Here is a 25,830-nt window from a genome sequence, read left to right on the forward strand (position 1 = left end):
CTACCCTTCGTCTGACATGTCATCGTTACTGATTACACGGCCACCAACGGTTTCCGGTTGAACAGCTGATAAAACGACATGATCACTATCTGTAATAATGACCGCTCTTGTACGGCGGCCGTATGTAGCATCTACTAATTTATTATTGTCTCTTGCAACTGTGATAATTCTCTTCACTGGTGCTGATTCAGGTGAAACAATAGAAATAATTCGGTTTGCGGATACAACATTTCCAAATCCAATGTTGATTAGTCGTAAGCTCACTGTGGCTCCTCCTTCGTCATTGCAAACAAACATGTTTATACATTCAATACTATAATTATATGAAAAACTATAAGCAAAACTCAATGCTTATTCAACATTTTGCACTTGTTCTTTAATTTTTTCTATTTCACTTTTTAATTGTACAACCCATTCACTAATTTGTGTATCATTTGATTTAGACCCAATTGTATTCACTTCACGATGCATTTCTTGAACAATGAAATCTAATTGTCTTCCAATTGATTCATTACTTGTTAGCTTATCAAAAAATTGATCTAGATGGCTACCTAAACGTGTAACCTCTTCAGTAATATCCCCTTTTTCTGCTAACAAAGCAACTTCTTGAAGAATACGAGACCCATCTTCTTTTAGCTCCTCGTTGATATACTCTGACATTCGCTGTTTTATTCTGTCTCGCATGGAATCAACTACAACATGCCTTCGATCTTCCAATTCGGAGAGAATTAATCGTATCTGCTTCAACCTACTATTGATATCATCATGTAAAGCCACGCCTTCCTGAGCGCGCATATCTGATACCTTTGTTGCTGCTTCTTGTAGTGCTGACATGATTTCACCTTCTACTTGATCATAACCTTCTTCTTTCTCCTGTACAGAGAATAATTCTTGAAAGGTTGTTAACGTATTTACATCAACGTCTCCACCTAATTGATAGCGGGATTTAGCAAGCTTCATTTCATGAATGAATTGGTCCATTAGTTCATAATCCGTTTGTAATTCACGTTTGGTGAAACCATTGCCTTCAATCGTAACATAAACATCTACTCTTCCGCGACGAAATAATTGTTGAATTTCCTTCTTCATTTTATCCTCTAGATACATGAGTGATCGAGGCATCTTAGTGGAAAAATCAAGAAAGCGGTGATTTACCGTACGAATTTCGACAGTAATCTCCGTTTCCTGCTCCTTCGCCAATTTAACACTACGCCCGTAGCCTGTCATACTCCTTACCACGAATATCACACCCATTCATTATTCTTTATCTGTTTTTCCACAATTACTAATAAACATTCATTCTCCTAGAGTAATCATACCATTATTTTTACCAAAATGTTGTATTTAACGCAGCATATAACGTCTTGCTCGGTGCTGGAACTAGACATATAAGTGACAAATTATACTTTCTTTCCTTTAAAAAGAGCTTGGCTAGGCCAAGCTCTAATTAAGAATCATATCTCTATTGATTAAGCCATTGGTGTAAACAATAAATAGATAACAAAAATAACCGCAAAGATGTATAACAACCAATGAACCTGCTTCCCTTTACCACTTACAAGCTTCATTAAAGGGTAAGATATAAACCCAACAGCAATCCCTGTAGCTATACTTGAAGTTAATGGCATGGCTAATAGAGTAGCATAGGCAGGAAAAGATTCATCAAATGTCTTCCAATCTACACGGGATAAACCTTCAATCATGAAACAACCTACAATAATTAGCACTGGTGCAGTAATAGCAGGTGTTGTAGCAATTGCTTTTACAATTGGTGAAAAGAACATAGATACAATAAATAACATCCCTACTACAACCGATGTAAGTCCTGTTCTTCCCCCTGCTGCAACACCTGTTGTGGACTCAATATAAGCTGTAGAAGGACTCGTACCGAATAATGAACCAGTTGTAGTGGCCACCGCATCTGCCATTAGTGCGGATTTTGCGTTTGGAAGCGACCCATTTTTCATAAAGCCACCTTGTTCCGCAACACCAACAAGTGTCCCTGTAGTATCAAAGATTGTAACAAGTAAGAATGCGAATATAACGATATACAGACTGTTGGAAAACACACCGAAGATATTCATATCCATAAATACTGGTGCAGGAGGTAATCCTACTGGTATACCACCTTCAAATGGCATTTGCCCTGTAAAATATGCAATAAATGCCGTTATAATCATACCAATAAACAAGGCACCTTTAACATTTCGAGCCAATAAAATCAAAGTGATGGTAAGGCCAGATAGGGATAACAACGCTGTTGGTGATGATAAATCTCCAATCAAACCTTCCTCTGCTGTTTTGTCTAATATCCCTGCCATTTCAAGACCAATAAATGCTATGAACAACCCTATTCCAGATGTAATACCATACTTTAATGAATTTGGAATTGCTTCAATCAGCTTCTCACGGAAATTTGTTAAGCTTAACAACATAAATAACAGACCTGCTATAAAAACAGTACCTAATACTATTTGATAGGATAACCCTTGACTACCTACTACAGATGCAAAATAAGCGTTTAAGCCCATACCAGGTGCAATAGCAATAGGATAATTCGCTGCAAATGCCATAATAAACGTTCCCACTACCGCTGCTATAATAGTAGCCATGAATACTTGGTCGAAAGGAATTCCCGCGCTTTGTAGAATCGTTGGATTCACAAATACGATATAGACCATAGACAAAAATGTAGTGAATCCTGCTATCACTTCTGTTCGAACCGTTGTATTATTTCCTACTAAGTTAAATCGTTTCATTAATTGTTCCATCTAAAACACCACTTTTTCACGAATAATTATTCAACCATTGTACATAATATTCGTTTTTCACTATATTTTCAATGGTTTTAATCAAATTTATTAATAATAATCATCGAAAAGAGGCTATGATGAAAATGAGCAGTTGCATTATGTAAAACAGATTAGATATCTTAACTCCTAATTACTCCAAGAAAACCCCATTATCTTGAAGACTTGGATTCGAGATATATTCAAAAGGTGATGGGTCCGATACTTGAAAAGTGGAAGGGGGGGGTTACGGTGAAACAACTCGCTTTCCTGCGGGCGAGCTGGGGAGCCTTCTCAGTCGCTTTGCTCCATACGGGCTCTTACCAACCTCTTTCTCCCGCGGGAGTCTCGTAGTTCCCCTTCACCCCCAGCCGGGTAATGGCTATCGGACCCACGGCCAAATGTTGTATGTCTGCCGAAAGGACATATAAGCTCTTATTTTTAGTGAAAACCCTCTTTGGGTAGATCTTGTGGACAAATAAAACTTTATTTTTTACAAACAGCGACCTAAATGTCCATTAGCTTTCTTGCCACAGAATTTTTTGTTATGAACCAATTGTGATACTAGAACTTACTAGGGTGTAGACCGTCAGAAGATATTCAAATACCTCAACCTCTCTAACTTCGCAATATTTCCGTTGCTCCCAATACTAGCAAAGGTGGCCGTGGAACAAGGAGACTCCCGCCGGAGAAAGAGCTAGGCAAGACCCCACAGAGCCCCGATTTTTGGGCTCAAGGAGGCCTGCCAGCTCGCCGGCAGGACGCGAGTTGTTCCACGGCCACCTTTATTCTAACTAATTCTACGGGTACATCGCTCTTTCTGTGCGATCACCAAATTTATCTCGAATCCAAGTGAATAAGATTTACCTTATCCTTAATGAAAAAAGGGTAATATACTACTTTGCATGAAAAACCAAGCTAATGTTTAGCCTGGTTTTCCATGAGTCTATTTTTTTGAATATCCCCATAATAGGGTTGGGATGGCGCTTAAACCGATGATGCCAATCCAATCTCTTAGTGCTAAGTCTGTTGTGTGGAAAGGCCCTTGTAATGGTTCGTAATAAATGACTACGAGTAATAGTAATAAAGAGGAAATTACTGCACCAAGTAAATATAAGTTACCAAATGGATTTCTTGCAAATACAGAACGTTCACTTCGGCAGTCGAAAACATGAATCAACTGAGCCATAACTAATGTACTAAACGCGATTGTTTGAGCGTATAGTAGTCTTTCTTCCTGACCTTGATAAGCTAGGATAAACGCAATCAGTGTAACTAGTCCAATCATGATACCCCGGGAAACTATTTTGAAGCCAAGACCTCTTGCGAAAACTCCTTCTTTAGCACTTCTAGGTGGTTGTTTCATGACGTTTCCTTCTGATTTATCTAATCCTAGGGCCATTGCAGGTAATCCATCTGTAACTAGGTTCACCCATAGAATCTGTACAGGAACGAGTGGTAATGGCAACGCTAGTAACATCGCAAACAACATCACTAATATTTCTCCTACATTAGAAGCGAGCAAATATCGTATGAATTTACGAATATTCTCATAGATGTTTCTTCCTTCATGAATGGCTGACTTAATCGTTGCAAAGTTATCATCTAGCAAAATAAGAGAGGAAGCTTCTTTGGCGACATCCGTGCCAGAACGTCCCATAGAAACACCTATATCACTTGCTTTAATAGCAGGGGCATCATTGACTCCATCTCCAGTCATAGCAACGACATGCCCTTGACGTTGAAACGCTTTAACAATTTTCAATTTGTGTTCTGGAGTTACTCTAGCAAACACGTATACATCATCTATTATCGATGCCAATTGCTGTTCACTCATTCTACTTATCTCTGACCCTTCAACAACTCGACCATTTTCAGGCATCAAATCCAAATCTAACGCAATCGCACGGGCTGTTTTAGCATGATCACCTGTAATCATAACGGTTTTAATACCCGCTTGTTTACATTCTAAAATAGCCTGTTTCACTTCTTTTCTAGGTGGATCTATTATACCTGCCAATCCTATAAAAACTAAGTCTTTTTCTAAATCGACGTCTGAATAATGAACCCCTTGTTTTAGCGGCTTACAACAAATAGCTATCGTCCTTAGCGCATGATCCGCCATGGTATGTACCTTCCGATTAATGTTCTCTTCATCTCTAGCTTTCAACGGTACATGCCCAGATTCTGTTCGTACATACTGAATACGGGGCAGCAAAACATCGGGAGCCCCTTTTGTAATAACGAAACGCCTATTTTGTTCATCCTCAATGACTACACTCATACGCTTACGATCTGAATCAAAAGGTATTTCATGGACTATCTTATAAGAAGCGAGCGTTTCTAGTGTGATGGATGCCTTCCTTGCCGCTACAAGGAGCGCTCCTTCTGTAGGATCTCCATCTAATACATAGCGTTCATTTTTATACGTGATGGATGCATTGTTACATAAGGCACCATACAATAGCATTTGTTGCACAACAGGTGAATCTTGTGTATCTACTTTGTGATCCCCTTCGTAAAATCCACCACTTATATCATAACCCTCTCCAGAAACAGTTAGAGAATCTTCGATTGTAAACAGTTGCTTAACGGTCATTTGATTTTCCGTCATTGTACCTGTTTTATCAGAACATATGACTGAAGCACAGCCAAGCGTCTCCACAGCTGACAATTTACGAACAATTGCTTTACGTTTAATCATTCTTTGGACACCTAATGATAAAGCAACCGTTACAATGGCAGGTAATCCTTCAGGGATCGCCGCAACTGCAAGGGATACACCTGCTAAGAACATGTTATATAGGGGATGGCCTTGATATACACCTAACATAACAACAAGTGCAGTAAGAACTAACGCTGTAATAATTAATATTTTTCCTAGTTCTGCAAGTTTACGTTCTAACGGAGTTTGTACTCTCTCAGTATTTACAAGCAAGGTTGCAATCTGACCCATTGCTGTATCCATGCCCACCCCCACAACAACACCCGTGCCACTGCCCCGTGTCACTAATGTTCCTGTAAAAGCCATATTATGCTGATCCCCTACTTCAACATCTTCCCGACCTATTTCATGGACATTCTTCGTAACAGGTAGAGATTCGCCGGTCAAAGCCGACTCTTCCACTTCAAGCCCTTTAACCTGAATAAGACGAACGTCTGCACTAATACGATCTCCACTAGTCATTTTGATGACATCCCCAACTACTACATCAGCTGAAGGAATCTTCTTCCATTGTCCGTCCCTTAAAACATGGGCTTGAGGGGCAGAGAGTTCCTTCAGTTTCGCTAGTGATTTTTCTGCTTTGCGCTCTTGGAAATACCCAAGAACTCCGTTCATCAGAACAATTGCCATAATGGCAATTGCATCAACATATTCCCCTAACAATCCAGATATTAACGTAGCTGCTAACAACACTAATACCATGAAATCTTGGAATTGCTTAAAGAACAACATCAACCAACTTACACCTTTTCCCTCTTCTAACACATTTGGACCGAATTTTTTTAATCGCTCACCTGCTTGCTTTTCCGTTAGACCTTCTCGGATGTCCACAGCGAGTTTTCTAGCTACATGTTCCGAATTGTATTTATACCATTTCACGCCACATTCCTCCAAGTGAGATGTCTTTACTATATCTATTCAGACTCGTCCCAAAACATGCTATAATCGGTATATTGTGAGGTGATTTCCTATGTCATTTGATGGCGTTGTCACCCGGGCGATTAGTCATGAACTACAAGAAACCATTACACCCGGCCGAATTATGAAAATTTATCAACCAACGCAAACCGAATTAATATTCACCATCCGTAGTCAAGGAAAGAACCATAGCCTATTGCTATCGGCTCACCCTTCCTATGCACGGATGCATTTGACACAAGAAAAGTATCAAAATCCAAAAGAACCCCCTATGTTTTGTATGCTTCTACGTAAGCATTTAGTCGGTGGATTTATTGAGTCCATCGAACAAGTAGACATGGAGCGTATTATTCGTATTTCTGTACGAAGTAAAGACGAGATTGGTGATGAAAAAACGAAGACATTCATCGTGGAAATCATGGGGAAGCATAGTAATTTAATTCTTGTTGAAGAAGAGCGGGAAATGATTTTAGATTGCATTAAGCATGTATCTCCTGCTCAAAATAGCTACCGGACTTTACTACCAGGTCATTCATACAAGCTTCCACCAGATCAAGGTAAACACAACCCTGTTAACCTTGATAGTGATACATTTATAAGAAAGCTTGATTTTAATGCAGGAAAATTAGACAAGCAGGTTATGAATGTATGCATGGGCTTTTCACCAATGATTGCCAAAGAACTTGTCTATCGTGCTGGTCTAGGATCTTCTGAGAGGTACAGACAAACCTTCGAGGAAATCCAAACTACATTACGAAACCATGACTATGCTCCACAAATATTCAGAGGTCAGAAAGAACAGTTTTATGTTCTACCTCTGTATTCAAAACAAGAAGAAACTGAACATTATAGTTCTGTTAGCGAGATGCTAGACGCTTATTATTCAGGAAAAGCAGAGCGAGACCGCGTCAAACAACAAGCAGGTGACCTAGCCCGCTTCTTAAAAAATGAAAGGGATAAGAACGAGCGGAAAATCAAAAAGCATTATGAAACGTTAGAGAAAGCTGAAAATGCTTTTGAATATCAAAAATATGGTGAATTGCTTACAGCTCATATGCATCTTGTAAAGCAAGGAGATAAAGCTGTTACCGTTGTTGATTACTATGATCCAGAACAATCAGAGGTAACCATTGAACTGAATCCAAACAGAACACCTAGTGAAAATGCCCAAAGCTATTTTCAAACGTACGGTAAAATGAAAAAATCTAAAGAAGTTGTACAACACGAAATAACCAAAGCTAGACAAGAAATCACTTATTTAGAACAGCTCATCCAGCAAATAGATTCTGCGCGTGAAGAAGATATTGAAGAAATTCGTGAGGAACTACGTGAAGAAGGTTATGTGAAAGCACGACCGCAGCAAAAAAAGAAAAAGAAGCCTCAAAAGCCACAACCAGATCAATTTATTTCAAGCGATGGCACAACCATTCTGGTAGGAAAAAACAACAAACAAAACGAATATGTAACAACTCGTATGGCGAACCGTGATGACATATGGTTGCATACCAAGGACATCCCTGGTTCTCATGTCGTCATCCGAGACTCAGACCCAGGTGAGGAAACATTATTAGAAGCCGCTCAATTAGCCGCTTACTTTAGTAAATCAAGATCCTCCTCTTCTGTACCTGTCGATTATACGTTAATCCGTCATGTAAAAAAGCCTAATGGAGCGAAACCTGGCTTTGTAACATATGATAATCAAAAAACATTATTTGTGACGCCTGATGAAGGCATGGTTCGTTCCTTACGTCAAAACAAACAAACAGCCGACTGATATCAGTCGGCTGTTTGTTTCATTTTTATTTGACCTTGGTTTCATAAATAGTTGCACCCAATAGCTGGCATAACGACCATCTTGTTGGACATATCCCACACCAAGTTCCGTAAAGTTCTCGTTTAATATGTTGGCACGGTGATCCTCACTATTCATCCAATTCGTTACCACCGCTTCAGGATCTAGTTGACCTGCTGCAACATTTTCACCTGCTGTTTGAGAAGTAAAACCGAATTCCTTCATTATTTCAAACAGTGAGCCATACGTAAGTGAATTATGAGAGAAATAATTATTTTCAGCCATATCCAACCCTTTTCTGATGCGTATCCCTATACAATACGAAAAGCCGACTATAATTAAGTCGGCTTCTCTTAGGTTAATGAAAAAATAATGACAAACAGAAGGATTGTACCAAGATACGTTGAAACAGCATATATCCATCCCGTTCGTTCTTCTTTTGATAGTACAAATGCGTTGAATACACCAAACAGAGTTAATGGAATGATCATACTGAGCGCAGCCTCTATAGTAATAATGGAAGCTCCAAATGAGAAAGCCACCCAAAAATATAAATATAAATAACACGATATAAGACCCAATACAGCATTCCCCGTCATAATAAGTGCTTGCTTTTTAAACGACATGTCATCACTACCTTTTAACATCGTACGTGTCTTGACATGATTGTACAACGGTGCCACGTCTATTACAAGAGGGGTTATTGCTGGTAGGTTAAGGAAAATTGAGCCGGATTTTCTTTAAAAGTCAGAAGATGGGTGTGTTGTTGTTCTGTAATCTTATTTGCTTGCATCATATAATCAAGTAGCACGTCAAAGTTTGTTAAGGTATCATAAGGGATGTTTTCCTCTTGAAAAGCCTGTTTACTTGTAGCTAATCCATAAGAGAAAATCGCAATGACACTCTCAACTTCTACACCAATTTGTTTCAATGCTCTGACACTATTTAAAGAGCTCTTGCCTGTTGAAATTAAATCCTCAATAACAATAGCCTTTTGACCTTCTAGGACTCGTCCTTCTATTTGATTTTCTTTACCATGTCCTTTTGGCTTATCTCTCACATAAACCATTGGTAATTCTAAACGAGCGGCAACCCATGCAGCATGAGGGATTCCGGCGGTTGCACAACCTGCAATCACATCAACATCTGGACAATGCGTTTTGATATGAGTGACAAATTGTTCGGCAATATATTCGCGAACGTGTACATCGCTCATGGTAAGTCGATTATCACAATATACAGGAGATAAGATTCCTGAAGTCCATGTAAAAGGTTGATCGTAACTTACTTGCAGTGAACCTAATTCGTACAATTCCTTAGCTAAGTGTAGTTTTGTATCCATTATTCCACTCCTTCTCAAATTGTTGATATGTTTCTTGCGGTGAGTCAGCTGTTGTGACTCCCCGTCCTACCACTATGGCAGAAGCACCTGACACCTTAGCTTTTTGAGGTGTTGCAATGCGTACCTGATCCTGTTGTTCCTGAGTACCTAGTCGAATACCAGGTGTAAGGCGGTAAAATGATTCCCCACATACGTCAGCAATCACTCTAGCCTCAGCTACAGAACAAACCACCCCATCAACACTCGCTTCTTTAGCCATCTGTGCATAATGGGTGACTACTTTTTCCATGTGATGGGGTATGAGCAATTCATGGTGGAGCATTTCATCACTAGAGGATGTTAATTGTGTCACTGCTAATAGGAGTGGTTTTTGTTGACCATCTCTAGTGCCTTCTTGCAAACCTTCTTGAGCAGCTCTCATCATGTTCTTTCCACCCGAAGCATGAACATTGATTACATCAATATTAAGTGAAGCAAGACTTTTCATCGCCTGTTTCACGGTATGCGGAATATCATGGAGCTTTAAATCTAGAAAAATAGGATGCCCTCGTTCATTAAGTGCTTCAATGATGGTTGGACCTTCCCGGTAAAAGAGTTCCATTCCTACCTTAACAGGTATTTCATAAAAGTGATTGGTATCTAAAAAGGTTAATGCTTCTTCAGCTGACTGGAAATCAAGAGCGAGAAAAAGGGGCTGACTCTCTAGCATTCTTCCAACTCCTTCCTATACATTCTTCAATAGATGAATAGGCATATTGATCAAGCAACTCTGGTAATGCATCAATAAGTTCAGGACATATGAGAGGGTTACGGAAATTTGCCGTTCCAACAGCTACAGCACTCGCTCCGGCTAATAAGAATTCCAAGACATCCTCCTTACATGTCACACCACCCATGCCAATAATCGGTATGTTCACTACTTGGCTCACTTCGTAGATCATTCGAATAGCAATTGGTTTAATTGCAGGACCTGATAGACCGCCTGTATGATTTGAAAGGATTGGCTCTCCTGTTCCTATGTCGATCTTCATACCAACTAGCGTATTGATCATAGACAACCCATCAGCACCAGCCGCTTCAACAGCAATGGCCATCTCTTTTATATCTGATGTATTAGGAGACAATTTGACGTAAACAGGGACGTCACTAATATCTTTCACTTTTTTCGTTAAGGAAGCTGCAAGTGTTGGATCTGTTCCAAACTGAATGCCCCCCTCCTTCACATTTGGACATGAAATATTTAGTTCTAACGCAGATACTTTTCCTGAATCAGACAGTGTTTTGGCTACATATTCATATTCTTCTTCTGTACTCCCAGCTACGTTCGCAAGGATTGGAGTACTGTATTGCTCTAAAAATGGAATTTCGTCTGATATTATCTTTTCTACTCCCGGGTTTTGTAATCCGATTGCATTGAGCATACCAGATGATGTTTCAGCAACTCTCGGTGTCGTATTCCCAAATCTCGTTTCCCCTGTTGCTGCTTTGATGGTAATCGCACCTAGTTTATTTAGATCGTAAAATTGACTATATTCTCTCCCAAAACCAAAACACCCTGACGCTGGTAGAATAGGGTTTTGTAGAGATAAGCCAGGTAAGTGGACAGATAAATTCATGATAACACCACCTCTTTTGCTGAAAAGACAGGTCCATCCTGACAGATTTTCCGGTAGCCTTTCACATCAATGTCGTTGTTAGCTTCACAAACACACGCAAAGCATGCTCCTACACCACAACCCATTCGCTCCTCTAAAGAGATATACCCAGGAATGCTCATGGATTGAATAACTGCTTTAAGCATAGGCGTAGGGCCACAAGAGAAATACTTTTCGACTGAAAAAGCATTCTGTTTTACTACATCTGTGACAAACCCTTTGGTTCCATAGCTTCCATCATCTGTAGCTATATGGCAGTGTCCAAGTTCCTGAAACTTCTCTTCATAAAATATTGCGTCCTTTGATTGAAACCCGAGTACCGTTGTTATCGTATTACCCTGATCTTTTAATTTTCTAGCTAAATAATAGAGCGGCGGAACACCAACTCCACCTCCTATTAAGAGAACATGTTGATTTTTAACATCTTTATATGGAAATCCATTCCCTAAAGGAGCTAACACATTTATCTTTTGTCCTTCTGGTTGTTTTGCTAACCATTCCGTTCCAAATCCGATTACTTTATATACAACAGATACGTTATCTCTTTCTACATTTGCAATGGAGAGAGGCCGGCGTAATGCATGCTCCCAGCCATCTCCAACTTGCACATGTAAAAACTGTCCTGGCTCTGTCATAAACTGCACAACTTCACCAGTTAACTTCATTTCATACGTATCTTTGGCTATTTGTTTATTTTCTACGATGATTAAATCTTCTTTCGTTAGCATAGACTCTCCGCCTTTTGTTTCGGCATTGGTTTTGCTGTAAAAGTCATGGATTCAATAACCCGAAGAATTGCCTTTGCCGTATCAAGAGATGTTAGACATGGAACACCATGTTCAACCGCTTCCCGTCTAATTCTAAATCCGTCTGACCTTGATTGTTTCCCGCCTGTTAGTGTATTGATGACAAAATGAGCTTGTTCATTTTCCACTACATCCAGGACTGTTTGTTGATTGGAACCAATCTTCCCAACCGTTTCTATTGGTAGTCCAGTCTCCTCTAACACAGACCCTGTGCCTTCCGTTGCATACAATTCAAAGCCAAGCTGATGGAAACGATGAGCAATCTCAATCATTTCTTCCTTATCTTTATCTGCCACTGTAATCAGGACAGATCCTGCAGTTGGTATATGAATTCCTGAGGCAGTAAGTCCTTTATAAAGAGCTTTTTCCAAGGTCTTGTCACGCCCAATGACTTCCCCTGTTGATTTCATTTCAGGTCCTAGGAAGGTATCAACACTACGTAACTTTTCAAAAGAGAATACAGGAACCTTTACATATACATCTTCAGGATCTGGTAACACACCGTCTGAAAACCCTAGCTCTGTTAGTTTCGTTCCTAAGATTACTTTTGTTGCAACATTTGCCATCGTAACGCCCGTTATTTTACTTAAGAATGGAACTGTACGACTTGCTCGAGGATTTACTTCTAGAACGAAAATTTCATCTTCATGAAGAACAAACTGGATATTAATTAACCCTTTAATCCCTAACTCTTTAGCAATTTTAACTGTGTTTTCGACACAACGTTGTTTTTGTTGGTCCGTAATCCGTTGCGTTGGATATACTGCAATGGAATCACCAGAGTGAACACCAGCTCGTTCAATATGTTCCATAACCCCTGGAACGATAACAGTTTCCCCATCAGAAATGGCATCCACTTCTATTTCTATACCTGTCATATATCGATCGATTAAGACAGGATGATCTTGGTGAATTTGAACCGCTTCTTCAATGTATCGTTTTAAATCCTTACGGTCATAAACTATTTCCATTGCTCTTCCACCTAGTACATAAGATGGACGTACAACGACTGGAAACCCTAAAGATTCAGAGGTTTGTAAGGCTTCTTCTGTAGTTGTAGCGCATACCCCTTGTGGCTGCGGAATGTTTAACTTCGTTAGCGTGTGCTCAAATTTGTCTCGGTCCTCAGATCGATCAATGGCTTCGAGTGATGTTCCTAATATGGAAACACCTCTACGTTCTAATCCATCAGCTAAGTTGATTGCTGTTTGTCCGCCAAATTGAACAATAACTCCAGTTGGTTGTTCTAAATCAATTACATGCATCACATCTTCTAGCGTAAGTGGCTCAAAGTATAATTTATCGGATATGCTAAAATCCGTGGAAACTGTTTCAGGATTGTTATTCATAATAATCGCTTCATATCCTGCCTCTTTTAAAGCAAGTACGGAATGAACAGTCGCATAATCAAACTCGACTCCTTGGCCAATACGGATTGGACCTGAGCCAAGAACTAATACCTTCTCTCTATTTGAGCGAATAGATTCATTTTCTTCTTCATAGGTGCTATAGAAATAAGGTGTGGTGGATTCAAACTCAGCAGCACATGTATCAACCATTTTGTAGACTGGTATAAGATTCTCTTCTGTTCTAAATGTATAAACTTCATCAATTGTTGTGTTCCAAAGGCGTGCCAACGCAGTGTCAGATAATCCCTTTTGCTTTGCTTCGAACGTTAATGCTTTATTAAAAGGTCTTTGTTGTAGGCGTTGCTCTAGAAGAATCAAATGATAAAGTTTTGTTAAAAAGAAATAGTCAATTTCTGTTAGTTCTTTTACTTTTTCTAAGGAATACCCTCTTCTAAAAGCCTCAGCCAAGAGGAATATTCGTTCATCATCCGCTTTTTCTAGACGGTAATCTAATGTTTCTCCATTTAAATATTGAGCGTCCTCCAAGAAGAATTCTTCCGTACCTATTTCTAAGGAACGTATTGCTTTCATTAGCGACTCTTCGAAATTTCGGCCAATCGCCATCACTTCCCCTGTTGCCTTCATTTGTGTTCCTAGTACACGGTTTCCTTTTATAAATTTGTCAAAAGGCCAGCGAGGTATTTTTGTTACAACATAATCTAATGCAGGTTCATAACATGCATAAGTAGATCCTGTTACAGGGTTTTTCATTTCATCGAGCGTTAACCCTACAGCAATTTTGGCTGCAATTTTTGCAATCGGATATCCTGTTGCCTTAGAAGCTAATGCTGAAGATCGACTGACTCTCGGATTAACCTCAATAATATAGTATTGAAAGCTATTAGGATCTATTGCAAGCTGTACATTACAGCCACCCTCGATTCCGAGTGATCTAATGATTTTCAGTGAAGCATCACGAAGCAATTGATATTCTCTGTCACTTAGCGTTTGTGAAGGAGCTACCACAATAGAGTCTCCGGTATGAATCCCAACTGGGTCCACATTTTCCATATTACACACTACGATAGCATGGTCTTGTTTATCTCGAATCACTTCGTATTCAATCTCTTTAAATCCTTTTATATTCTTTTCTATTAAACACTGATGAACAGGAGAAAGGTGAAGACCACTTTTGGCTGTTTCCAACAGCTCTTCCTCACTGTAGCACATGCCTCCACCAGCACCGCCCATTGTATAAGCAGGCCGCACGATAACAGGGTAACCGATTCGTTCCGCAAAGGTTTGAGCTTCATCCACTGTACTAATGATAGTACTTTCAGGAACAGGTTCTTGTAATTCTCCCATTAAGGAACGAAATTTCTCACGGTCTTCTGCATTTTGAATAGCATTTAAAGAACTTCCTAACAATTCAACGTTAAATTCGTTTAGGATTCCTTGTTCTTCTAACTGTACAGCCATATTAAGTCCAGTTTGACCACCTAAAGTCGGTAATATCGCGTCTGGTTTTTCCTTTCGAATGATTTTAGCTAGGAAATCAACCGTTAAGGGCTCCATATAAACCTCATCTGCTATCGTTTCGTCTGTCATTATGGTTGCTGGATTAGAATTGGCTAGTATGACTTCATATCCTTCTTCTTTTAATGCCTGACAAGCTTGAGTACCAGAATAATCAAACTCTGCAGCTTGACCAATGACAATAGGTCCTGATCCTATTACTAATATTTTGCTTACATCTGTACGTTTAGGCATGTTCCTCTCTCCCTTCTACTGTGTTGCTTAATCATCTCTAAGAATTCATCAAATAATACGTTTGAATCCTGAGGTCCTGGTGCACTTTCAGGGTGATACTGCACGGTAAAAGCTGGTACTTGTTTATGGCTTAATCCTTCGATACTATTATCATTCAACGCATATTGAGTAATAGAAAGAAGTGAATCATCTATACTCCATTCCTCAACAGCGTACCCATGGTTTTGGGAGGTCATATATACTTGTCCAGAAGCTTTATCTTTAACAGGATGGTTTGATCCTCTATGCCCAAATTTCATTTTTATTGTATTTGCACCGCAAGCTAAGGCAAACAATTGATGTCCTAAACAGATTCCAAAGAACGGTATCTTCCCTAACACACCTTGAATCATTTCAATTGCTTCTGGCACATCCTTTGGATCCCCAGGACCATTCGAAAGCATGATACCATCTGGCTTTAATTGCAAAATTTCTTCTGCTGTTGCATGGTATGGAACCACCGTTACATGACAGTTGCGACTAGTGAATTCCCTTAGGATGCCGTGCTTCATGCCGAAATCAACTAGCACAATACGCTCCCCTCTACCAGGTACGACGTATGGTTTAATTGTTGAAACACGCTCTACTTGATTCGTAGGTAGAGAAGTAGCTTGAAGTTCTTCAACACTTTCCTCTTGTGAAGCCTCTACAGATGTAAACTTTCCTTTCATCGTGCCGTATTCCCTGATTCTTTTCGTTAATTTTCGTGTATCAATACCACTAATACCTGGAATATCTTTCGCCTTTAAAAAGGTATCTAATGATTCTTCAGCTCTAAAATTACTAGGATATTCACATGCTTCTTTCACAATCAATCCATTTACAGAAGGGTTGATTGTTTCAAAATCTTCGCGATTAATACCGTAATTACCGACTAACGGATAAGTGAAGGTAACAATTTGATCGCAATAAGAAGGGTCAGATAAAATTTCTTGATAGCCGGTCATTCCTGTGTTAAAAACGACCTCACCAAATGTGTCTCTTTCGCTTCCTATCGCGTTTCCGATGAATGTTGTTCCATCTTCTAGCACTAATTTACGCTTTACCATAACTAAATTCCTCCTTCCAAACTATCTTACCGTTTAGCAATGTCATTTTTGGTGCGCCTGTAACTGTCCAACCATGGAATGGGGTGTTTTTCCCTTTTGATACAAATTCATGACGGTTGATCTGATACGTATGATTTAAGTCCAATAACACCAAACTTGCAGCCTGCTCTTCTTTTAGTTCACCTGCCGTCAACCCAAATACGTTAGCTGGTGTAATGGTTAGCCAATCTAGCAATTGTTTCAAGGAACATACTCCCTCTAAAACCAGATTGGTATAGAGCAAGGAGAATGCTGTTTCATGACCAACAATACCAAATGGGGATTTCACTAATCCTTGTTGTTTTTCATCTTCTGTATGAGGAGCATGATCTGTTGCAATGCAGTCTATAGTTCCATCCAACAATCCTTCACGTAAAGCCTTGCGATCTTCTACTGAGCGAAGGGGAGGGTTCATTTTAAACATGCCATTGTTTTCTGTAATATCGTTTTCTGTAAGAAGTAAATGATGTGGGGTTACTTCTGCTGTAACAGGAATACCTGCTCGCTTTGCATCTCTAATCACTCGTACTGATTCTTTCGTACTGACATGACATACGTGATAATGACATCCTGTTGCTTCAGCTAACAATACATCCCTTGCAATTTGAACAGATTCACATACCGAGGGGATCCCAGGTATTCCTAACTCCTTGCTAGTATGCCCTTCGTGAATTACTCCTCCATGGATAAGTGAATTATCTTCACAGTGGGCAACTATTGAAGCGTTTATGGCATTCGCTCTCTCCATTGCTTTTAACATTTGATCCGCAGATTGAACGCCAACCCCGTCATCCGTGAATGAAACAGCCCCCATCTCTTTTAGCTGGTTCATAGGAGTTAGTTGCTGTCCAACTTGACGTTCCGTAATCGATGCGTATGGTAAGACATTCACAACTGAATGTTCTTGAATTAATTTTTGTACATACTGTAAGTTTTCTGCGTTGTCCGGTACTGGACGAGTATTCGGCATCGCACAAATGGTTGTAAATCCACCCTTTGCAGCTGCTTCTGATCCCGTTGCAATGGTTTCTTTATCCGTGGCACCAGGTTCACGCAAATGCACATGTATATCTACAAACCCAGGAGACACTACCAAACCGCTACAGTCCACTTCTTCTTCGGCTTCTTTTTCCTCTGTGGTGATTTGTTGAATGACTCCTTGATCTATGTATATATGTCTAGTGACGAGTTCTTCCTTTTCAAATAATTGAACATTTTTTAGTAATAGACTCATTGGTAACTCCTCCTTGTAATAATTCATGTATGATAGCCATTCGAATATATACACCATTGTTCATTTGTGTAAAAATACGTGAACGTTGACACTCTACTAACTCAGATGCAATTTCGACTCCCCTATTGACCGGTGCTGGGTGCATGATAATACTCTCTGTTTTCATTTGTTGTTCTCTTTCCGGAGTTAATCCATAGCTAGTAAGATAATCCCGTTGCTCTTCCTTAAGATCATGTCGCTCCTCTTGAATCCTAAGAAGTATGAGAACATCGCATTTATGAATGACTTCATCAATAGGTGCATAAGGGATACCTAACTCAGCATCCTGCCAAAAAGACGGTCCTGACACCGTAATGTTTGCCCCTAAACGTTGTAAGGTTAATGCATTAGACCTTGCCACTCTGCTATGGAGTATGTCTCCACTTATGAGTATGTTAAGCCCATTAAATCTTCCAAATTCCTCATAAATAGTATATAAATCTAGCAAACATTGACTTGGGTGCTCTCCTTTACCATCTCCTGCATTAATAATTGGAACTTGAACAGATTCTTCTAGCTCTTTATAGTAACGGTCTTTGGGATGGCGAATGACGATGGCTGACACCCCCAAAGATTCAACCGTTTTGACTGTGTCATATAAGGATTCTCCCTTTTGGACACTAGAAGACTCTGTTAAGAAGTCAATCGTTTGATAGCCTGACCGTTTCTCTGCCATTTCAAAACTCAACTTCGTGCGGGTACTTGGTTCAAAAAACAAATTTGCTATAAATCCTTGATGTTTTTCGCAATCAGAATTTGATTTAAAACGTTCTGCTGTTTGAATAATTCTTTCAATATCAGATTGGTTCAAGTCACTCATTTTTAATAAATGCATGTTTTCACCTTTTCTTAATTGTATTTTGTCATTTCTACTGTTTACATTAAGCAAAAAAACCAGCATCCCTTAAAGGAATGCTGGTTAATCGGCACACGTAGCTACATTACACCACGCCTAGTCGATCGACCTAACACCCTTTAAAGCCTCTCGGGACTTTATTAAAACGTGTTCTCTCGATTTCATGCTGCTGAGTTATCTGAATTTGAATCTTCTTCTACTTGAAACATCTTACCATTGCCTTGGCCTTTTTCTTTACCAGGGAGAGCAAGGTTGAGGATTACACCGATAAGTGCAGCAAGCGATACCCCTGCGATTTCTAAATCGTCATAGACTTTAATACTTGCTCCGCCAATTCCAATGACTAAGATGACGGAGGATATGATCAGGTTTCGTTTTTCACCTAAATCAATGTTGTTGTCAATCATCATACGCAAGCCGCTAGAAGCAATGATACCAAAGAGAAGGATGGATACCCCTCCCATTACTGCAGATGGGATTGCTCCGATTAAGTCTGTAATGATTCCAATAAAACCAAATAGAATGGCAAAAACTGCTGCTCCCCCTACGACAAAGACGCTGAATACTCTTGTTATAGCAAGAACACCAATGTTTTCTCCGTAAGTCGTATTTGGTGGTCCACCTAGCATCGATGCAATGATGGTTGCAATACCGTCACCTGCAATAGAGCGATGAAGACCGGGCTTTTGTAAAAAGTTATTCCCAACGACTTTAGAAAGAACCATTTGATCACCGATGTGTTCAGCTATGGTTACAAAAGCAACCGGTACAAGTATAAATAGAATTTCACCACTTAATACGGATAGAGGCCCATAATCAACAAATGGTATTACGAATTGGGGCATTTGAAAAAATGCACCGAAAAACTCACCGATGCCATTAGCGGAAGTGATATTATTCCATTCTGCTGCAATGTTACTCGTATCAACAATTCCTTGTGTCCACGCAAAGATGTATCCGCATGTAATCCCAAAAAGGATTGGTACAATACTCATAAAACCTCTAAAGAAAACCGTTGCAATAATGGTTAATCCTAGTGTAACTAAAGCCACAAGTAAATAAGTTAATGAATAATTGCCATCTGGATCCGTTGTGGCCATATCAATTGCTGTTGATGCTAACCCTAAACCAATGACCATAATGACTGGGCCTACGACTACAGGAGGTAGCACTTTCATAATCCATTTAAGTCCAAGTGCCCTGATGAGTAAAGCAACTCCACCGTACACAAGACCTGCAAAAAAACTTCCTACCATAGCACCTGGTACTCCACTAGCACTCATCGCAGCTCCTACTGGTGCGATAAACGCAAAGCTTGATCCTAAATAAGCTGGAATTCTCCCTTTGGTAATTATAATATAGGCAAGCGTTCCAAGTCCGCTTGACACCAACGCTACTGCCGGTGAAAGACCTGTTAGAAATGGTACTAAAATCGTAGCCCCAAACATAGCAAATAAATGTTGTAAGCTTAAGGTAATCCATTTACTTAAGGATGGTTTGTCTCGGACATCCAAAACTGTCTCTTGTTCACTCATATTGACTCCTCCTTTTTTTGCATAAAAAAACCTCTTTGCGAGAAGCTCGCAAAGAGGTAAACGTCACCCTTAGATGTACGCATCCTAGCTTTTGCAACCTTCTAAGTCTCTCTGGACTAAAGTTAAAGGTCAACTTATTCTTTCGTATATATACTTACTTCGTCTTGTTTATCTGATTCTTGGAGCTTCACACCGATAACTTCATCCTGTGAGGTGGGAACATTTTTCCCAACATAATCAGCTCGAATCGGTAGCTCCCGATGTCCTCTATCAACTAACACAGCTAATTGGATTTGCGAAGGTCTGCCATGGTCCATCATAGCATCCATAGCTGCCCGAACAGTTCTCCCTGTATAAAGCACATCATCTACGAGAATGACTTTCTTATTATCTAGCTTTCCTTCGAGATTTGTACCTTTAAGCTCTGGTTCTTCATTTTCATTATTTTTTGTTAAGTCATCTCGATATAAGGTAATATCTACCTCGCCAACCGAAAGCGTAACACCCTCAATTTGTGCAATTTTTTCAGCTAATCGTTTGGCAAGTGGTACTCCTCTTGTTTTAATTCCTACAAGAGTTAGCCCTTCCACTCCTTTGTTCTTCTCTAGTATTTCATGTGCAATACGCGTTAACGCTCTTCGTATAGCTGCATCATCTAGTACGATTGCTTTTTGTTCCAAAAAGGGCACCTCCTAGTTATCAGACCAAAAAAAATCCCCTCTTGCCGCTGAGACAAGAGAGGAGGAAAAACACTTAGGTGCTCGGTATTAACCATACACGTATAGTGCTTTTTAACCGAAATCCTTCTCAGTCTCACGGGACTAATTTAAAGGTCTTTGTTATGTTCTAATTAAATATTATTACAGACTTAGACTTATACGTCAAGTTCTCTTCTGTATTTCATCAAGTATATCTTGAAATGCCTTAGGTGGCTCTTGATCAAATGAAAGCCTTTCCCCAGTTGTTGGATGTGTAAATGATAAATGCCTTGCATGTAAAGCTTGTCCATCAATCGGTAAAGTTCTTCTAGGTCCATACTTAGGATCTCCAGCTAATGGATGATTAATATACTTCATATGAACACGAATTTGGTGCGTTCTACCCGTTTCAAGTTCACACTCAATATAAGAGTAATCTGGATAAAGAGATAATACTTTAAAATGGGTGATAGCATCTTTTCCACCTTCAACAACCCCCATCTTTTGACGATCTTTTGGATCTCGAGCAATTGGGGCTTCGATGGTTCCGTATTCATGGTTAATTTCTCCATGTACAATGGCGACATATTTTCGTTCTGCTGTTTTATTATACAATTGTTCAGCCAGAGAGGAATGGGCTTTGTCATTTTTCGCAACCATTAATAAACCACTTGTATCTTTATCAATGCGATGCACTATACCAGGACGCATGATACCATTAATACCTGATAAATCAGTGCAGTGATACAACAAAGCGTGTACAAGCGTTCCGTGCTCGTGACCTGCAGAAGGGTGAACCACCATTCCCCGAGGCTTATTCACAACAACAACATCCTCATCTTCATATACAATATCAAGAGGAATATTTTCTGGTTCTATTTCTAAAGCCTCTGGTTCTGGAATTTCCCATTCCAAATGATCGCCTTCTTGACACTTATAGTTACTTTTCTGTGAAGAACCATTTACTGTTACCATATCTTCTTGGATCCATGTTTGAATTTGTGAGCGTGATGCTTCTTCAGTTAAAACGACTAATAATTTATCAAGGCGTACTCCTTGTTCTTCCTCTACTACTATATGTTGATTTACACTCATGTTTGCTTGCTTCCTTTCTTCCGTTCATCAAGAATCGTTGCAATAAATACCAAACCAACACCTACAACCAACGCAGAATCAGCGACATTGAATATTGGAAAATCATAACTTCCAATATATGTATCAACAAAGTCGACTACTTCTTTTCGAAAGATACGATCAATAAAATTCCCTATTGCTCCTCCTAGTATAAATCCGAGAGAGACTCCTATTAGTACATTTGTTTTGGCATATTGCTGAATATAATATATAACCGCTCCAATCACGATAACCGTGATAATGTAGAAAAACCACATCTGGCCTTGTAAGATTCCCCAGGCTGCACCTGTATTACGATGAGAGGTTATGTATAAAAAAGGCTCTATAACAGGGAATTGCTCCCCTATTGCCATGCTCCTGACAATTATCCATTTAGTAAGCTGGTCAAGCGCAATGATTCCAATCGCAATCAAATAATACCACAAGGCTTTTTCCTCCGTTCTTCAATAATGCTCCTTATGCATTTTACCACATATTCCTCCTCTGTGCCTCACTTTGCTAAACAATTCAGCGGAAAACTGACTAATGAACAATTATGTAGTCCATGGTGCAGGATAAGTATAGACATTTTATTTGTCCGTAAGATCTACCCAAAGAGGGTTTTCACTAAAAATAAGGGCTTATATGTCCTTTTGGGAGACATACAACATGGGGAACTACGAGACTCCCGCGAGGGAGAAAGAGGTTGGTGAGACCCCGGAGGGAGCAAAGCGACTGAGAAGGCACACCAGCTCGCCCGCAGGAAAGCGAGTTGCTTCACCGTAACCCCCTTCCACGTTTCAAGTATCGGACCCATCACCTTTTGAATATATCTCGAATCCAAGTACTCAAGGTAATGGGGCTTTTATGGAATAACTTATGTAGAGGTAAACAATGACAATACGCAAAAAGGTCTATTACGAAAAATTTGTAATAGACCTTTTGCTAGAAAGATATTTCTCTGTATTTATGCTTCGTAATGTTCTTCAACGATTGATGCACAGCGTGGGCAAAGTTCTGGGTGTTCATTGCTAGAGTCAAGCTCTTCTGTTACAACCCAGCACCGCTGACACTTCTCACCAGGGTGAGCTTTCACATATACATCTACATGATCATATTCTTTTGCTTGAGGTTCTTCCATAGCTACTTCTGCTCCAGATACAATCAACAATTGTTCTAGATGAGACACGTTTTCTAATAGTTCCTTGGTTTGATCATCTTTTGGCACAATTGTTACATGGGCCTCTAGTGATTTACCAATTACTTTTTCATTTCGAGCATCCTCTAATGCTTTTAACACGTCATCTCGAACATCCATAAAGTGATCCCATTTCGCTTTAAGCTCCTGGTGATTCTTCACTTCTTTCGCTTCTGGTAAATCCGTTAACTGAACACTATTTGTTTCAACGCCCGGGATATGCTCCCATACCTCATCTGTTGTATGAGCTAAAATTGGCGCAAGTAATTGTGTCAATGACGTTAGCATCTCATAATAAACTGTTTGAATGCTACGGCGTCGTGGATTATCTTTTGCTTCAATATATAGAATATCCTTAGCGAAGTCCAAGTAGAATGCACTTAAGTCAATAGTACAGAAGTTATGAACAGCATGATAAATAGTTGCAAATTCATATTCATCATAGGCACTACGTACTTTACTTGTTAATTCTTGTAGACGAAGGAGCATATAGCGATCTACTTCCTGTAGATTCTCTTCACTTACTGTATGCTTACTTGGATCAAAGTCATGTAAATTCCCTAATAAGAAACGGAACGTATTACGAATTTTACGATAGACTTCGGAAACTTGTTTAAGGATATTATCTGAGATTCTTACGTCAGATTGATAGTCTACACTTGAAACCCATAGGCGTAAAATATCTGCACCATATTGTTTCATAATCTTATCTGGGACAATTACATTTCCTTGTGATTTACTCATTTTGCGGCCTTCGCCATCAAGCGTGAACCCGTGACTTAAGATCGATTTAAATGGTGCTTTCCCAGTAATTGCAACAGATGTAGAAAGAGAGGAGTTAAACCAACCACGGTACTGGTCAGAACCTTCTAGATACATATCTGCAGGGCGCTGTAAATCATCACGCTCTTTTAACACAGATTGGTGGGAAGAACCGCTATCAAACCAAACATCCATGATGTCTTCTTCTTTAGTGAAAGTACCATTCGGGCTATGTTCAGAAGTAAAACCTTCAGGTAAAAGATCTTTCGCTTCACGCTCAAACCAAACATTAGAGCCATGCTCACGAATCAATCCAGAAATATGGTTGATTGTTTCTTCTGTGATAATTGGCGTACCATCTTCTCCATATACTACAGGAATCGGTACACCCCATGCACGTTGACGAGAAATACACCAATCTTGGCGATCACGAACCATATTATAAAGACGTGTTTCGCCCCATTTCGGCGTCCAAGTTACGTCTTGAATTTCATTGAGTAGCTGTTCACGGAAATCTTTAATGGATGCAAACCATTGGGATGTAGCTCGGAAAATCGTCGGCTTCTTCGTGCGCCAGTCATGAGGATAGGAGTGTGTCATGAATGTTAGATTTAACAACGCTCCAACTTCCTCTAGCTTTTCAGTAATATCCTTATTTGCGGCATCGTAAAATAGCCCTTCATATCCTGGTGCTTCATCTGTGAAGTACCCTTTTTCATCAACTGGACATAAAACCTCTAAACCATAGCGCTGACCAAGTACAAAGTCATCTTCCCCATGTCCTGGGGCTGTATGAACACAACCTGTACCAGCTTCGGTTGTAACGTGTTCGCCTAACGTTACTATAGAATCACGGTCATACATTGGGTGCTGTGCTACAACGTACTCAAGTTCTGAACCTTTGTATGTTTTAACGATTTGTGGTTTTTCCCAACTTAATGCTTCTGCTACTTCATCAATGAGCTTCTCAGCGATGATATACTTCCCACCATTAGCTTCAACAGTTACATAGCTTAGTTCTGGATGAACTGCAATCGCCATATTAGCAGGAATCGTCCAAGGAGTAGTCGTCCAGATAATGAACTTCTCATCACCTTCTACTACACCTTTACTGTCTTTGATATCGAAACCAACATATATGGATGGAGAACGTTTATCGTGGTATTCGATCTCCGCTTCAGCAAGAGCAGATTCAGAAGATGGTGACCAATAAACTGGCTTTTTCCCTTTATAGATATACCCTTTATTCGCCATTTCTCCAAACACTTCAATTTGAGCAGCTTCGTAATCTTTATCAAGCGTGATATATGGATTCTCCCAGTCACCACGAACGCCTAGCTGCTTGAATTGTGTACGTTGATTATCAACTTGTTGTAATGCGTAATCTGCACATCGTTGACGAAATTCAGCAACAGTCATTTTCTTGCGGTTAACTTTCTTCTTTTTCGTTAATGTCTGTTCAATTGGCAGACCATGCGTATCCCACCCTGGTACATAAGGAGCATGGAAGCCTGCCATCGATTTATATCGAACAATAAAGTCTTTTAAAATTTTGTTTAAAGCGTGACCCATGTGTAAATCCCCATTTGCATACGGAGGGCCATCGTGGAGAACGTATAGAGGGCGTCCTTTTGTACGTTCTTGTACTTGTTTATAAATATCCATGTTCTCCCAATCTTCTTGCATTTTAGGTTCTCGATTTGGGAGATTTCCTCTCATTGGAAACTCAGTCTTTGGCATTAATAAGGTTTCTTTATAGTTCATTAGAACCGTTCCTCCTTTTCAACCTCATCTTGGTCATATTTTGCAAAAGTGATACACCCGATCCATAGAAAAAGACCTTCTCATCCCCAAAAAGGGACGAGAAGGTCTCGCGGTACCACCCTTATAGATTTAGAAGGCTGTGATGCCTTATAAATCCACTCAAGCATTCGTAACGTGAATGATGCGCTTTTGCCTACTAATCCGTTCGACAAAAGTACTCTAGGGTGATCTTTCACAACACATCTTCTTTCAGGCTTCCACCATCCCTGATTCGCTAATGAAGAGCGGTCTTATGAATAAGCCCTGTCATCGTATAAGTATATCAATAGGAATCCATCCTTATGAGGATGAATCATTT

The 25,830-nt window shown here is 39.7% G+C and carries 20 protein-coding genes and 1 other annotated feature; of the genes, 1 reads left to right on the plus strand and 19 read right to left on the minus strand.

Annotation, left to right across the window (positions count from 1 at the left end; all coding sequences use genetic code 11):
* The 4 genes from remA to GLW08_RS01815 all read right to left on the minus strand — a co-directional run bounded on the left by remA (position 1) and on the right by GLW08_RS01815 (position 6,393).
* Positions 1-264 (minus strand): extracellular matrix/biofilm regulator RemA, encoded by a 264-nt coding sequence (remA, locus tag GLW08_RS01800; protein WP_036832099.1) that lies wholly within the window; start codon positions 262-264, stop codon positions 1-3.
* 87 nt (positions 265-351) lie between these two features.
* Complete coding sequence (locus GLW08_RS01805; RefSeq protein WP_160846873.1) at positions 352-1,239, minus strand: YicC/YloC family endoribonuclease; 888 nt, start codon at positions 1,237-1,239, stop codon at positions 352-354.
* A gap of 230 nt (positions 1,240-1,469) precedes the next feature.
* Complete coding sequence (locus tag GLW08_RS01810; RefSeq protein WP_237458255.1) at positions 1,470-2,771, minus strand: NCS2 family permease; 1,302 nt, start codon at positions 2,769-2,771, stop codon at positions 1,470-1,472.
* A gap of 964 nt (positions 2,772-3,735) precedes the next feature.
* Positions 3,736-6,393 (minus strand): calcium-translocating P-type ATPase, SERCA-type, encoded by a 2,658-nt coding sequence (locus GLW08_RS01815; RefSeq protein ID WP_160846874.1) that lies wholly within the window; start codon positions 6,391-6,393, stop codon positions 3,736-3,738.
* Between the two features lie 91 nt (positions 6,394-6,484).
* Here GLW08_RS01815 and GLW08_RS01820 point away from each other — a divergent pair, with 91 nt between their 5' ends.
* Positions 6,485-8,206, plus strand: a complete 1,722-nt coding sequence (locus GLW08_RS01820; protein ID WP_160846875.1) for an Rqc2 family fibronectin-binding protein — start codon at positions 6,485-6,487, stop codon at positions 8,204-8,206.
* Here the strand turns inward: GLW08_RS01820 and GLW08_RS21760 are convergent.
* From GLW08_RS21760 to ileS, 15 genes are all read right to left on the minus strand, one after another.
* Positions 8,177-8,509, minus strand: a complete 333-nt coding sequence (locus GLW08_RS21760; RefSeq protein ID WP_423808685.1) for a CAP domain-containing protein — start codon at positions 8,507-8,509, stop codon at positions 8,177-8,179. The genes GLW08_RS01820 and GLW08_RS21760 overlap by 30 nt on opposite strands.
* A gap of 68 nt (positions 8,510-8,577) precedes the next feature.
* Positions 8,578-8,850 (minus strand): hypothetical protein, encoded by a 273-nt coding sequence (locus GLW08_RS01830; protein ID WP_160846877.1) that lies wholly within the window; start codon positions 8,848-8,850, stop codon positions 8,578-8,580.
* Between the two features lie 74 nt (positions 8,851-8,924).
* Complete coding sequence (gene pyrE / locus GLW08_RS01835) at positions 8,925-9,566, minus strand: orotate phosphoribosyltransferase (protein ID WP_160846878.1); 642 nt, start codon at positions 9,564-9,566, stop codon at positions 8,925-8,927.
* Positions 9,541-10,275 carry an orotidine-5'-phosphate decarboxylase gene (gene pyrF, locus GLW08_RS01840; protein ID WP_160846879.1) on the minus strand — a complete coding sequence of 245 codons (735 nt, stop codon included), beginning with the start codon at positions 10,273-10,275 and terminating at the stop codon, positions 9,541-9,543. Before pyrF ends, pyrE begins: the two co-directional genes overlap by 26 nt.
* Positions 10,241-11,182 (minus strand): dihydroorotate dehydrogenase, encoded by a 942-nt coding sequence (locus tag GLW08_RS01845; RefSeq protein ID WP_160846880.1) that lies wholly within the window; start codon positions 11,180-11,182, stop codon positions 10,241-10,243. Before GLW08_RS01845 ends, pyrF begins: the two co-directional genes overlap by 35 nt.
* Positions 11,179-11,949 carry a dihydroorotate dehydrogenase electron transfer subunit gene (locus GLW08_RS01850; protein WP_160846881.1) on the minus strand — a complete coding sequence of 257 codons (771 nt, stop codon included), beginning with the start codon at positions 11,947-11,949 and terminating at the stop codon, positions 11,179-11,181. The genes GLW08_RS01845 and GLW08_RS01850 overlap by 4 nt, the downstream gene beginning before the upstream one ends.
* Positions 11,943-15,146: a carbamoyl-phosphate synthase large subunit gene (gene carB, locus GLW08_RS01855; protein WP_160846882.1), complete on the minus strand. Its 3,204-nt coding sequence runs from the start codon at positions 15,144-15,146 to the stop codon at positions 11,943-11,945. The genes GLW08_RS01850 and carB overlap by 7 nt, the downstream gene beginning before the upstream one ends.
* Positions 15,125-16,234, minus strand: coding sequence for a carbamoyl phosphate synthase small subunit (locus tag GLW08_RS01860; RefSeq protein ID WP_160846883.1), 1,110 nt, complete (start codon positions 16,232-16,234; stop codon positions 15,125-15,127). Before GLW08_RS01860 ends, carB begins: the two co-directional genes overlap by 22 nt.
* A complete protein-coding gene (locus tag GLW08_RS01865) occupies positions 16,221-17,507 on the minus strand; it encodes a dihydroorotase (RefSeq protein ID WP_160846884.1) in 1,287 nt (428 codons plus the stop codon). Before GLW08_RS01865 ends, GLW08_RS01860 begins: the two co-directional genes overlap by 14 nt.
* Positions 17,473-18,381: an aspartate carbamoyltransferase catalytic subunit gene (locus GLW08_RS01870; RefSeq protein WP_160847855.1), complete on the minus strand. Its 909-nt coding sequence runs from the start codon at positions 18,379-18,381 to the stop codon at positions 17,473-17,475. The genes GLW08_RS01865 and GLW08_RS01870 overlap by 35 nt, the downstream gene beginning before the upstream one ends.
* A gap of 182 nt (positions 18,382-18,563) precedes the next feature.
* On the minus strand, positions 18,564-19,937 hold the full coding sequence (locus GLW08_RS01875; protein WP_160846885.1) for a solute carrier family 23 protein: 1,374 nt from the start codon (positions 19,935-19,937) through the stop codon (positions 18,564-18,566).
* 134 nt (positions 19,938-20,071) lie between these two features.
* Positions 20,072-20,617, minus strand: coding sequence for a bifunctional pyr operon transcriptional regulator/uracil phosphoribosyltransferase PyrR (gene pyrR / locus GLW08_RS01880; protein WP_160846886.1), 546 nt, complete (start codon positions 20,615-20,617; stop codon positions 20,072-20,074).
* 201 nt (positions 20,618-20,818) lie between these two features.
* On the minus strand, positions 20,819-21,730 hold the full coding sequence (locus tag GLW08_RS01885; RefSeq protein WP_160846887.1) for an RluA family pseudouridine synthase: 912 nt from the start codon (positions 21,728-21,730) through the stop codon (positions 20,819-20,821).
* A complete protein-coding gene (gene lspA / locus GLW08_RS01890) occupies positions 21,727-22,194 on the minus strand; it encodes a signal peptidase II (RefSeq protein WP_160846888.1) in 468 nt (155 codons plus the stop codon). Before lspA ends, GLW08_RS01885 begins: the two co-directional genes overlap by 4 nt.
* A 521-nt stretch (positions 22,195-22,715) precedes the next feature.
* Entirely contained in the window at positions 22,716-25,472 is a 2,757-nt protein-coding gene (ileS, locus tag GLW08_RS01895) for an isoleucine--tRNA ligase (protein ID WP_160846889.1), read from the minus strand.
* 89 nt (positions 25,473-25,561) lie between these two features.
* Positions 25,562-25,791, minus strand: a binding site (T-box leader).
* Positions 25,792-25,830: the final 39 nt, after the last annotated feature.

This window comes from Pontibacillus yanchengensis, assembly GCF_009856295.1.
In the GTDB taxonomy this organism is placed as follows: Bacteria; Bacillota; Bacilli; order Bacillales; family BH030062; genus Pontibacillus; species Pontibacillus yanchengensis_A.

Bases quoted from the DNA above. Each gene is read 5' to 3' on its own strand.
- GLW08_RS01885 (WP_160846887.1), bottom strand. From the start codon at position 21,730: ATGAGTGTAAATCAACATATAGTAGTAGAGGAAGAACAAGGAGTACGC.
- carB (WP_160846882.1), bottom strand. From the start codon at position 15,146: ATGCCTAAACGTACAGATGTAAGCAAAATATTAGTAATAGGATCAGGA.
- GLW08_RS01850 (WP_160846881.1), bottom strand. From the start codon at position 11,949: ATGCTAACGAAAGAAGATTTAATCATCGTAGAAAATAAACAAATAGCC.
- GLW08_RS21760 (WP_423808685.1), bottom strand. From the start codon at position 8,509: ATGGCTGAAAATAATTATTTCTCTCATAATTCACTTACGTATGGCTCA.
- GLW08_RS01810 (WP_237458255.1), bottom strand. From the start codon at position 2,771: ATGGAACAATTAATGAAACGATTTAACTTAGTAGGAAATAATACAACG.
- GLW08_RS01870 (WP_160847855.1), bottom strand. From the start codon at position 18,381: ATGCATTTATTAAAAATGAGTGACTTGAACCAATCTGATATTGAAAGA.
- pyrF (WP_160846879.1), bottom strand. From the start codon at position 10,275: ATGCTAGAGAGTCAGCCCCTTTTTCTCGCTCTTGATTTCCAGTCAGCT.
- GLW08_RS01845 (WP_160846880.1), bottom strand. From the start codon at position 11,182: ATGAATTTATCTGTCCACTTACCTGGCTTATCTCTACAAAACCCTATT.
- GLW08_RS01830 (WP_160846877.1), bottom strand. From the start codon at position 8,850: ATGTCGTTTAAAAAGCAAGCACTTATTATGACGGGGAATGCTGTATTG.
- GLW08_RS01875 (WP_160846885.1), bottom strand. From the start codon at position 19,937: ATGAGTGAACAAGAGACAGTTTTGGATGTCCGAGACAAACCATCCTTA.
- GLW08_RS01865 (WP_160846884.1), bottom strand. From the start codon at position 17,507: ATGAGTCTATTACTAAAAAATGTTCAATTATTTGAAAAGGAAGAACTC.
- ileS (WP_160846889.1), bottom strand. From the start codon at position 25,472: ATGAACTATAAAGAAACCTTATTAATGCCAAAGACTGAGTTTCCAATG.
- pyrE (WP_160846878.1), bottom strand. From the start codon at position 9,566: ATGGATACAAAACTACACTTAGCTAAGGAATTGTACGAATTAGGTTCA.
- GLW08_RS01860 (WP_160846883.1), bottom strand. From the start codon at position 16,234: ATGGTAAAGCGTAAATTAGTGCTAGAAGATGGAACAACATTCATCGGA.
- GLW08_RS01820 (WP_160846875.1), top strand. From the start codon at position 6,485: ATGTCATTTGATGGCGTTGTCACCCGGGCGATTAGTCATGAACTACAA.